We start from the raw sequence: 10,833 nt of genomic DNA, 5'->3' as shown, positions 1-10,833 counted from the left end.
GGCCCCCCCCCGCCTCGGGGCACACGGGCTCAGTCGCGGCCCGCCGGGACCGGCTCCGCCCGGTCCGGTTCCTCCGGCGGGTCGGCCGAGGCGTCGCCCGACTGCCCGGCCGCGCCGCCCAGGAACCGCCGCTCGTCGCTGACCTCGCGGTTGAGTGCCTTGTACAGGCCCCAGGCCACGAAGAACATCACGAACGAGAACGGCAGGCCCATGATGATCGTGGCGTTCTGCAGCGTCGGCACACCGCCGACCAGCAGCATCGCCAGGGTGATCAGCCCGATCGCGATCGACCAGAACACCCGCACCCACGGGCGTGCGTCGGTGGTCGGCGTCGCCAGGCGCGAAGTGAGGTTGCCCAGCACCAGCGCGCCCGAGTCGGCCGAGGTGACGTAGAACAGCAGGCCCACCACCGTGGCCAGGCCCGCGGTGAACGTCACGCCCGGGTACTGGGCCAGCAGGGTGTAGAAGCCCTCCTCGGGGGCGTTCATCGCCGTCTCGCCGAACTCGCTGTTGCCCCCGCGCACGAGGCCCAGCGCGGCGTTGCCGAAGATCGACAGGAAGGTCGCCGTGAACAGGAACGGGATCACCAGCGTGGCCGCCACGAACTGGCGGACGGTGCGGCCCCGCGAGATGCGCGCCAGGAACAGGCCCACGAACGGCGCCCAGGCGATCCACCAGGCCCAGAAGAACAACGTCCAGGCGTTGAGCCACGCGGTCGGCTGGTCGTAGGCGAAGGTGTCCAGCGTCATGTCGGTGAAGCCGCTGACGTAGTCGCCGATGTTCAGCACCAGGCCGTTGAGCAGGTACAGCGGGTCACCGCTGAACAGGATGAAGCCCATCAGCACGATCGCGAGCACGACGTTGAGCTGGGACAACCGCCGGATCCCGCGGTCGACCCCGGCCACCGCCGACAGCGTCGCCATCACCACGGCGAGCGCGACGAGCCCGATCTGCGCGGCCGTGCCCTGCGGGATGTCGAACAGGAAGTTCAGCCCGAAGTTCAGCTGCACGACGCCGATGCCCAGCGAGGTGGCGATGCCGAACACCGTGCCCAGCGACGCGGCGATGTCCACCGTGTGCCCGGCGCGGCCGTGGACGCGCTTACCGATCAGCGGGTACAGCGAGGACCGCACCGCCAGCGGCAGGCCACGGCGGAAGGCGAAGTAGCCCAGCGCCATGCCCATCAGCGCGTACATGGCCCAGCCGGTGATGCCGTAGTGGAACAGCGTCCAGACCACGGACTCGCGGGCGGCCGCCAGCGTCTCCGGGTCGCCCTGCGGCGGGTCGAGGTAGTGGGTCACCGGCTCGGCGACCGAGAAGAACATCAGGTCGACCCCGATGCCGGCCGCGAACAGCATCGACGCCCAGGCGAAGATGCCGTAGTCCGGCCTCGACTTCTCCGGCCCGAGCCGGATCGTCCCGTGTTTCGACGCGGCCAGGTAGATCACGAAGATCAGGAACAGCGTGGCCGCGAGGATGTAGTACCAGCCGAGCCCCTCGGAGACCCAGCCGACGAGGACGCCGATCGTGCTCGCGGCGTCCTCCGGCGTGATCATCGCCCAGATGGCGATCGCCAGGATGATGACCGACGCACCGAAGAACACGGTGCGGTTGATTCCGTTGTCCGAAACCGCGGCGACACGGTTGTTCCCCCCAGGACCCTCGTGGGGCCCGTTCTCGGATCGTCGTTCGCCGGTGGTGGACACTGATTCACCCTTCCTGTCGGGAATGTCGGTAGTACGGGGTCTCCGCGGGCGGAAGCGGAGTGTCACCCCGGATGAGGTCAGCGGCCTTCTCGGCGAGCATCATCACCGGCGCGTAGATGTTGCCGTTGGTGAGATAGGGCATGGCCGAGGCGTCGGTGACGCGCAGGCCGCTGGTGCCGTGCACGCGCATCGTCGTGGGGTCGACGACGGACATGTCGTCGACGCCCATCCGCGCGGTGCAGGACGGGTGGTAGGCCGTCTCGGCGTCGCGGGCCACCCAGTCGAGGATCTCCTCGTCGGTGCGGACGTCCGGGCCGGGCGAGATCTCGCCGCCGTTGTACGGGTCGAGGGCGGGTTGCCGCAGGATCTCGCGGGCCACCCGGATCGCCTCGATCCACTCGCGACGGTCGTTCTCGGTGGAGAGATAGTTGAACCGCAGTGCGGGCTTGCGCTTCGGGTCGGTGGAGGTGATCCGCACGTTGCCCCGCACGTCCGAGTACATCGGTCCGATATGGACCTGGTAGCCGTGCGGGGTGTCGATCTGCGTCCCGTCGTAGCGCACCGCCAGCGGCAGGAAGTGGAACATCAGGTTCGGGTAGTCCACCGTGTCGTTGCCGCGGACGAACCCGCCCGCCTCGAAGTGGTTCGTCGCGGCGGGGCCGCTGCGGTTGAACAGCCACTCCAGACCGATCTTCGGCGCCTTGTGCGTCTTCAGCGACGGGTTGTACGACACCGGCTGCGTGCACGCGTGCTGGACGTAGGCCTCCAGATGGTCCTGGAGGTTCTCCCCCACACCGGGCAGCGCGTGCACGGTGTCGATGCCCAGCGACTCCAGGTGCGCGGGGTCGCCGACGCCGGACAGCTGCAGCAGCTGCGGGGTGTTGATCGCGCCGCCGGAGAGGATCACCTCACCCGCGTACACCTCCCGCGGCCCGCGGCCGGGCCGGTTGTAGGACACGCCCACGGCACGGGTGCCGTCGAACAGCACCCGGTTGACGTGCGCGAGGGTCCGCACGGTGAGATTCGGCCGGTTCTTCACCGGGTGCAGGTACGCCCGCGCGGCCGACCAGCGGCGCCCGTTGCGGATGGCGCGGTCGAACTCGGCGAAGCCCTCCTGCCGGTAGCCGTTGACGTCGTTCGTCAGCGGGTGGCCCGCCTCCTGCGCCGCGTTCAGGAACGCCCCGAACAGCGGGTTCTCGGCCGGACCGCGCTCCAGCCACAGCGGGCCGTCGTCCCCGCGCCACTCGTCGCCGCCCGCGCGGCAGTTCTCCATGCGCTTGAAGTACGGCAGGCAGTGCGCGTAGTCCCAGGTCTCCATCCCCGGGTCCGCGGCCCAGCGTTCGAGGTCCATCGGATTGCCGCGCTGGAAGATCATGCCGTTGATCGAACTCGACCCGCCGAGCACCTTGCCCCGGCCGTGATACACCCGCCTGCCGCCCATGTACGGCTCGGGCTCGGACTCGTAACGCCAGTCGTACAGCGGGTTGCCGATCACCATGGTCAGCGCGGCAGGCATGTGGATCAGCGGATCCCAGATCCAGTCCGGGCGACCCGCCTCCAGCACCAGCACGCTGGTCGACGGGTCGGCGCTCAGCCGGTTCGCGAGCACACAGCCCGCCGAGCCGCCGCCCACGATGACGTAGTCGTAGGTCTCGGCCACGGGATTCAGTCCTCCTTCTCCGCGCCGGAGAACCAGCGCATCGGTGCGGGATCGATGTTCTGATAGATGTGCTTGACCTCGCGGTACTCGTCCAGTCCGGACGGACCGAGTTCCCGGCCGATCCCGGATTTCCCGAATCCGCCCCACTCGGCCTGGGGTACGTACGGGTGGAAGTCGTTGATCCAGACCGTGCCGTGCCGCAACGCCCCGGCCACCCGCTGCGCGCGGGACGCGTCGCCGGTCCACACGGCACCGGCGAGGCCGTACTCGGTGTCGTTCGCCAGTGCGATCGCCCCGTGCTCGTCGTGGAACCGCTCGACCGTGACCACCGGCCCGAACACCTCCTCACGGACGGCGGTCATCTCGGAGGTACAGTCCGCGAACACCGTGGGGCGCAGGAAGTAACCGTCGGCCAGCGCCGGGTCGTCGGGCCGTGTGCCGCCCGCGACCAGCCGGGCACCCTCCTCCCGGGCCAGTGCGATGTGCCGCTCCACCTTGGCCCGGTGCTCGGCCGAGACCAACGGACCGCACTCGGTGCCGGCCTCGGCGCCGTTGCCGAGCCGGATCTGCTCGGCGCGGCGGGCGAGCTCGGTGACGAACGCGTCGTGCACCGAGTCCTCGACGATCAAGCGGGACCCGGCCGAGCACACCTGTCCGGAGTGGAAGAACGCCGCGGCCAGCGCGTAGTCGACGGCGGTGTCGAAGTCGGCGTCGGCGAAGACGACGTTCGGGTTCTTGCCGCCGAGTTCGAGCGCGACCCGCTTCACCCCCGGCGCCGCGGCCGCCATGATCTCGCGTCCGGTGGCCAGGCCACCGGTGAACGAGACCAGATCCACCTTCGGGTGACGCACCATCTCGGCACCGACCACCGACCCCGCACCGAGGACGAGGTTGACCACCCCGGCCGGGACACCGGCCTCGGCGAGCAGCTCCGTCAACCGGACCGTCGACAGTGGCGTCAACTCGCTCGGCTTGATCACCACGGTGTTGCCCGCGGCGAGGGCGGGGGCGAGCTTCCACGACATCTGCAGCAGCGGGTAGTTCCACGGCGCGATCAGCGAACACACCCCGACCGGTTCGGACACGACCCGGCTGACCACCCCGGGGTCGCCGGTGTCCACGGCACGGCCGCCGGAGTCGGTCTCGGCGAGGCTCGCGTAGTAGCGGAACACCGCGGTGATGTCGTCGACGTCGATACCGCCCTCGACGACGGTCTTGCCGGTGTCCACGCTCTCCACCCGGGCGAGGTCCGCCCGGTCACGCACCAGGAGGTCGGCCAGACGACGCAGCACACCGGCGCGTTCGGCGGCGGAGGTGGCGCGCCAGGGACCGGTGTCGAACGCGCGCCGCGCCGCGTCGACGGCGGCGTCCACATCGTCCGGACCGGCCTCCGATACGGAGCGGATCACGCTGCCGTCGTAGGGGTTCTCCACGGTCCGGCCACCGGTCGACGTCGCGGCGTCGGTCCAGGATCCGTCGATGTAGAGGTCTCGCATGTGGTGGGTGTCCCCGTCCTGTCGTTGGTGTTCCGCTGCGCGGCTGCCGGTCGGATAAAATTTGTGTACGTTGGTACAGGGTATATGTACGTTTGTCCATAGTCGGGCGAAGGGGGTCCCGGACACCGTCTGACGTGGTGTGATGTCATGGCTGACGACCGGCTGTGCGTGGCCGGTGCCCGGGGGTGCAGGGCGTGTCACGGAGGGGAGCAGGCAGTGTCGACCGGAGAACCGACGACGGGAGAACCGACCACGAGGGAACCGGCGACGCGGCGACGGGCGCGCGGTCCGAACGACCCCGACCGCCGGAACCGCATCGCGCGCGCGGCCATCGCGGTCATCGCCGAACGCGGCATCGACGCGCTCACCCACCGTGCCGTCGCCGCGGAGGCGGGTGTCCCGCTGGGCTCGACCACGTACCACTTCGCGACGCTGGACGACCTGGTCGCCGTCGCGCTCGACGAGGCGGCCCAGCGCAGCGTCGCCGCGCTCCGCGAATGGGACCGGACACTCGCGCCGGGTACGGACCCGGCGGCCGCCCTGGCCGACTTCGTGCTCGCCTCGGTGACCGAGCAGCGCGAGCACACCATCGCCGAGTACAACCTCTACGCGCTCGCCCTCCAGCGCCCGCACCTGCGCGCGGCGGCCGTGGCCTGGGACGACGCACTGGCCGAGGTGTTCATCGCCCGCACGGACCCGCTCACCGGCCAGATGGTGGCCACCCTCACCTGCGGCCTGCTGATGCAGGCGGTGCTCACGGACACCACGCCGTCCCGCGAACACCTGGAGTCTCTCTACCGCCGCGCCCTCCGCGACTGACCGCCCACTCCTCCCCCGCGAGTCGCCACCCCAAGTCCGCGAGTTGACGCGCCGTGCCCGCGAGATGACGCCGGAGTTCCGCGAACCGACACCGCGACCCCGCCGGTCGCGGTGCGGTCGCCGCGGACTCCGACCCGCCGGTGCTCACCGGAGGGAACAGTGGGTCACCAGGTCCTCCGGCGTCGCGTCCCCGGGTCGCGGGACCGTCGTCGACGGCGGGAGCCGCACGCCGTCGTCCAGATACGCCTCCAGGGCCCCGAAGGCCGCACGGTGGCACGGCGCCAGGGCACGCAGCCGGTGTGGATACGTGTCGACCAGCGCGTCGGTGTGCGTGCCTCCGCGATCCGGTAGTACCGGTGCAGCGGGCCGGCACCCTGCTCCCGCACCCTCCGCGCGTAGGCATCGGAACTCTCCCGGATCGGCAGCAGCACGTCGAGCGTGCCGTGCACCGTCACCAGCGGCTTGCCGATCTCGCCGGTGAGGCCGATGCGCTCGACCGCGTCGTGCACCGCATCCGGCCTGCTCGCGTAGTCGTAATCGGCGTCACAGGCCGGGCTGCCCGGTGCGCAGAACGGGGTTCCCGCCTCGGTCTCCCCGTCGAAACCGGGGTCGATCTCTTCGCGGTAGATCCGCTGGGTGAGATCCCAGTAGTACCGGTGGTGGTACGGCCACAGGAGCTCGGACCCCGCGGGGAACCCGGCGGCGAGCATCGCGTCGTGCGCCCGCGCCGCCTCCGGGCCGCCGTCCGCGTACCGGGGGTAGGCCGACAGCGCGCTCGGCAGGAAGTCGACCAGGTTCGGGCCGTTCTCGGCCCAGAGCGTGCCCTCCCAGTCGACACCGCCGTCGTAGAGTTCGGGCCGGTTCTCCAGTTGCCAACGCACCAGGTACCCGCCGTTGGACAGGCCGGTGACCAGGGTGCGGCGCGGCGGGCGGTGGTAACGCTGGGCGACCACGGCCTTCGCGGCCCGGGTCAACTGCGTCACCCGGTGGTTCCACTCCGCGATCGCGTCGCCGGGTCGGTCCCCGTCGGTGTAGAAGCGCAGCCCCGTGTTGCCCTTGTCGGTCGCGGCGAAGGCATAGCCCTTCGACAGCACCCAGTCGGAGATCGCGCGGTCGACGGCGTACTGCTCGCGGTTGCCGGGGGAGCCGCTGACCACGAGGCCACCGTTCCAATCCCGCGGCAGTCGCAGGACGAACTGGGCGTCGTGGTCCCATCCGTGGGTGGTGTTGGTCGTCGAGTCGTCCGCGAAGTACCCGTCGATCTGCACCCCCGGAACCGGACCGGGCACGGGCAGCGACTCCTGGGTCAGTCCGGCCCAGTCGGCGGGGTCGGTATGTCCGCTGTGGACCGTTCCCACCGTGGTGAGGTCGTCCAGACAGGCCGACACCTGGTGTCGCGCGGAGGGCACCCGGATCCGCTCGTGCCCCGCGCAGTCCGTCTCCCGCGGCGGGTGGGCGAGCGTCGCGGGGACCCGCACGACCCCCGCGAGCACCACCGCCAGTGCCACCGCCAGTGCCACCGTCCCGAGCCTGCGCATGACACCCTCCCGCGCCGTCCGTCCTCGACGGCGCAACGGTAGGGGCGCCGGGCCGAAAGCGGGAATGGCGCCGGGCACCACAACGGGACCACCCGATGTGGTCCCGCCCGACATGGCCACCGCCTGCGACACACACCTAGCGTGATGCGTTCACGACGAGGTGAGGAGGTCCGCGATGGCCGGAAACAAACGTCTCCACACCCGGATGCGCATCCTGCTCCCGCTGCTCGCGACGGCGCTGTTGCTGGGCACATCGGCGCAGGCGGCGAGCGCAGGGTCGGACGGCATCACCGAAGTGCCGTACTTCGGGTCCGACCCCGGCAACCTGCGCATGCTGGAATACGTGCCGGACGGCCTTCCCGAGGGCAGTCCGGTCGTGGTCGCACTGCACGGGTGCGGGCAGAACGCCACCGGGTACGGCGTCGACTCCGGTTGGGTCGAACTGGCGCAGCGTCTCGGTTTCGCGCTGGTCCTGCCGGAGCAACGCAGCATCAACAACTACAACGGGTGTTTCAACTGGTTCCAGTCGGCGGATACGACCCGCGGCTGGGGTGAAGTGGCGTCGATCGCGAGCATGGTGGAGCACACCGTGGCCGGAACCGGAGCCGATCCGTCCCGGGTGCACGTCACCGGACTCTCGGCGGGTGGTGGCATGACGGCGGCCGTACTCGCCACCTACCCCGAGCGGTTCGCGGGCGGTGGTGTCGTCGCCGGTCTGCCCTACCGCTGCGCCTCCGCACTCTACGAGGCCTACACCTGCATGAATCCCGGGAAGGATCTCAGTCCCGAGCAGTGGGGAGACCGGGTACGGGCGGCGAGTTCGCACACCGGGCCGTGGCCCACGATGACCGTGTGGCACGGCGACGCCGACTACACCGTCAGTGTGGCGAACCAGCGGGAGCTGGTCGAGCAGTGGACCAACGTGCACGGCACCGACGCCGACCCCGATCGGACCGGCACCGTCGCCGGTTATCCGCACGCGGTCTACACCGATGACCAGGGCAGTGCCGTGGTGCAGACGGTCACGGTGACCGGGATGGGCCACGGCCAGCCGGTCGACCCGGGGACCGGGACGACCCAGTGCGGCCACACTGCGGCACACATGCTCGACGTCGACGCCTGCACCGCTTGGCACCTCGCCGACACCTGGAACCTGACCTGACCCACCACCCCGCGCCCGCGAGTCGGCGCTCGATGCCCGTGAGTCGACCCCACAGGCCCGCGAGTTCTCACCGAGGGTCCGATGTGGACAGATTCCCCGGCCTCACGGATGGTTCCATGACACTACGGGAGCGTCGACTCGCGGGCACGGGCCGGCAACGCGTGGGCCGGAAGTGTCAACTCGCGGGCACGAGATGGCGACTCGCGGGTGCGGGGTGGGTGGGTCAGGGGGTGAGCATCGGGGCTTCGAGGAGGTCCTCGGGGACGGCGAAGGCGTCGACCAGGGTGCGGGCGTGCGGGCGCAGCTCGGCGCAGAGCCGGTTCACCCCCGCCGACACCGCCTTCGCCCGGCTGCCGCTGAGCCTGCCGTGTTCGAGGAACCACGCGCGGTCGGCCTCGACGGTGGACAGCACGTACAGATCGCACACCCGGCCGAGCAGGTCGCGGGCGGTGTCGTCGGAACACCGGTCGACGGCGGCCACGAACGCCTCCAGCACCAGCCGGTCGACGTGCGCACGGGCGGCGTGCAGCACATGGTCCTGCGCGTCGTTGAAGGCCGCGAAGGCGTCGTCCCGCCCCGCCGAGCGCAACCGGCGGACGAGGCCGTCCAGGATGTGCTCCTCGCGGTCCTCGAACAGTTTGCACTGCCAGCCGCGGTCGAAGACCACCTCGTCGTCGTCCCGCGCCGGGGTGGCCTCGACCAGCCGCTCGACCACCTGGCGGGCCGCGGTGCGCTCGATCACCGTCCCCATGAACTGCTCGGCCACGAACCGCGCCGTCGCGAGTGGACTCAGATCCTCGAACTGGTCCTTGTAGTTGGTCAGCAGGCTCTTGGCCACCAGTTGCAGCAGGACGGTGTTGTCCCCCTCGAACGTGGTGAACACGTCGGTGTCGGCCTTCAGCGTCGGCAGGACGTTCTCGCCGAGATACCCCGCGCCACCGCACGCCTCGCGCGCGGCCTGGATCGCACCCGTCGCGTGCCAGGTGGCCACCGCCTTCAAACCCGCCGCCCGGGATTCGAGCGCCCGCTGCCGGGTGGGGTCCACCTCGGCGGCGCTCTGCAGATCGTCCAGCGCGGCCACCAGTTCCTCCTGCGCGAAGTGCAGGGCGTAACTCGTGGCCACGGCGGGCAGCAGCCTGCGCTGGTGCCCGCGGTAGTCGAGGATGGTGACCTCGTCGCCGTCGGGACCGTCGAACTGGCGCCGATTCTCCGCGTAGCGCACCGCGAGCGCCAGCGCCCGTTTCGTCGCGTTCCCCGCGCTGCCCGCCACGCTGACCCGGCCCCGCACGAGGGTGCCGAGCATGGTGAAGAACCGGCGGTTGTCGCTGTCGATCGGGCTGGTGTAGCGGCCGTCGGGGAGGACGTCGCCGTAGCGGTTCAGCAGCGCCGTCCGCGGCACGCGGACCCGGTCGAAGACGAGCCGGCCGTTGTCGACACCGTTGAGCCCGGCCTTGGGACCGCAGTCGGAGATCGTCACCCCGGGAGCGGGACGCCCCTCGGCGTCCCGGATCGGCACCAGGAACGCGTGCACGCCGTGCGAGCGCCCCTCGGTGACCAACTGGGCGAACACGACCGCCATGCGACCGTCCCGGGCCGCGTTGCCGATGTAGTCCTTGCGCGCGGACTCCTCCGGGGTGTGCACCACGAACTCGCCCACGTCGGCGTCGTAGGTCGCCGTGGTGCGCAGGTTCTGCACGTCCGAACCGTGTCCGGTCTCGGTCATGGCGAAACACCCGGGCAGGTCCAGGGACATGATGTCGGCCAGGTACCGCTCGTGGTGCCGTTCGGTGCCCAGCAGCTGCACGGCTCCCCCGAACAGGCCCCACTGCACCCCCGCCTTGACCATCAGGGACAGGTCCCCGAGACCGAGCATCTCGAACGACACGACCGCGCCGCCGACGTCACCCCCGCCGCCGTGGGCGGGCGGGAAGCCGAGGCGGGGCCTGCCGGAGTCGGCCAACTGCCGCATCCGTTCGGCCGTCCGCGCCCGGTGCCCCTCGACGTCGATCCCGGTCGCCACCTCGGGCTTGAGTGCGGCCAACTGCTCCCGGACGTCCCTGCGGACCCGCGCCCACCGGCCGTCGAGAACCTCGGTCAGTGCCTCGGTCAGTGCGTTCATAGATCAAGACTGCCGGAGACCCGCGACGTCCGCAGCGTGCCCGGGCGCCGCGACCGGCTCAGAGGCGGTCGCGCAGTTCCTCCGTGGTCGTCACCGGACGGTCGCAGACATAGCCGTGGCAGACGTAGGCGGCGGCGGAGTCGTTCACCAGCGGCCGGTCGGCCAGCAGGGGGACGCCCTCCGACTCGGGCGGGCCGCCCAGCACCACACCCCCACCGTGGATACCGTGCGCGGCCGAGGTGAGCAGGTCCGACCGCGCCTCGGCGTCCGGGCCGACGACGGCGACCTGCACCGGACCGGCGGCCATGGCCTCGGCCACGGACAGCCAGTGCC

Annotated in this window: 6 protein-coding genes and 2 pseudogenes; 2 read left to right on the top strand and 6 right to left on the bottom strand. The window is 70.9% G+C overall.

Annotation, left to right across the window (positions count from 1 at the left end; translation table 11 throughout):
* Positions 1-29: 29 nt before the first annotated feature.
* Genes betT through SACHA_RS0111710 form a run of 3 tightly spaced genes read right to left on the bottom strand, consistent with a single transcriptional unit; the run spans position 30 to position 4,862 of the window.
* On the bottom strand, positions 30-1,706 hold the full coding sequence (gene betT, locus SACHA_RS21725) for a choline BCCT transporter BetT (RefSeq protein WP_019809914.1): 1,677 nt from the start codon (positions 1,704-1,706) through the stop codon (positions 30-32).
* A 4-nt stretch (positions 1,707-1,710) separates the two neighbouring features.
* Positions 1,711-3,366, bottom strand: coding sequence for a choline dehydrogenase (gene betA, locus SACHA_RS0111715; protein WP_019809913.1), 1,656 nt, complete (start codon positions 3,364-3,366; stop codon positions 1,711-1,713).
* Positions 3,367-3,371: 5 nt separating this feature from the next.
* Positions 3,372-4,862 carry an aldehyde dehydrogenase family protein gene (locus SACHA_RS0111710; protein WP_019809911.1) on the bottom strand — a complete coding sequence of 497 codons (1,491 nt, stop codon included), beginning with the start codon at positions 4,860-4,862 and terminating at the stop codon, positions 3,372-3,374.
* Between the two features lie 216 nt (positions 4,863-5,078).
* On the opposite strand from SACHA_RS0111710, the gene SACHA_RS0111705 reads away from it, so the two are divergent.
* Positions 5,079-5,681, top strand: a complete 603-nt coding sequence (locus SACHA_RS0111705; protein WP_019809909.1) for a TetR/AcrR family transcriptional regulator — start codon at positions 5,079-5,081, stop codon at positions 5,679-5,681.
* A gap of 144 nt (positions 5,682-5,825) precedes the next feature.
* On the opposite strand, the pseudogene SACHA_RS21720 reads toward SACHA_RS0111705, so the two are convergent.
* Positions 5,826-7,219: pseudogene (locus SACHA_RS21720) on the bottom strand (3-hydroxybutyrate oligomer hydrolase family protein).
* Between the two features lie 175 nt (positions 7,220-7,394).
* On the opposite strand from SACHA_RS21720, the gene SACHA_RS0111695 reads away from it, so the two are divergent.
* A complete protein-coding gene (locus SACHA_RS0111695; RefSeq protein ID WP_019809907.1) occupies positions 7,395-8,381 on the top strand; it encodes an extracellular catalytic domain type 1 short-chain-length polyhydroxyalkanoate depolymerase in 987 nt (328 codons plus the stop codon).
* A gap of 223 nt (positions 8,382-8,604) precedes the next feature.
* On the opposite strand, the gene SACHA_RS0111690 is transcribed toward SACHA_RS0111695, so the two are convergent.
* Together SACHA_RS0111690 and SACHA_RS0111685 are read right to left on the bottom strand one after the other, a co-directional pair.
* Positions 8,605-10,500 carry an acyl-CoA dehydrogenase family protein gene (locus SACHA_RS0111690; RefSeq protein WP_019809905.1) on the bottom strand — a complete coding sequence of 632 codons (1,896 nt, stop codon included), beginning with the start codon at positions 10,498-10,500 and terminating at the stop codon, positions 8,605-8,607.
* Positions 10,501-10,558: 58 nt separating this feature from the next.
* Positions 10,559-10,833, bottom strand: a pseudogene (locus SACHA_RS0111685) (N-acylglucosamine 2-epimerase); the annotation flags it as partial.

Origin of the sequence: Saccharomonospora halophila 8 (genome assembly GCF_000383775.1) — a bacterium.
GTDB classification, from domain to species: Bacteria; Actinomycetota; Actinomycetes; order Mycobacteriales; family Pseudonocardiaceae; genus Saccharomonospora; species Saccharomonospora halophila.
Note: the sequence above shows the minus strand (reverse complement) of the source record. Positions and strands in the feature narration are given on the sequence as shown.

What these genes read in the sequence shown, in the direction of transcription:
- SACHA_RS0111710 (WP_019809911.1), bottom strand. Translation starts at nt 4,862, where the DNA reads ATGCGAGACCTCTACATCGACGGATCCTGGACCGACGCCGCGACGTCG.
- SACHA_RS0111695 (WP_019809907.1), top strand. Translation starts at nt 7,395, where the DNA reads ATGGCCGGAAACAAACGTCTCCACACCCGGATGCGCATCCTGCTCCCG.
- SACHA_RS0111690 (WP_019809905.1), bottom strand. Translation starts at nt 10,500, where the DNA reads ATGAACGCACTGACCGAGGCACTGACCGAGGTTCTCGACGGCCGGTGG.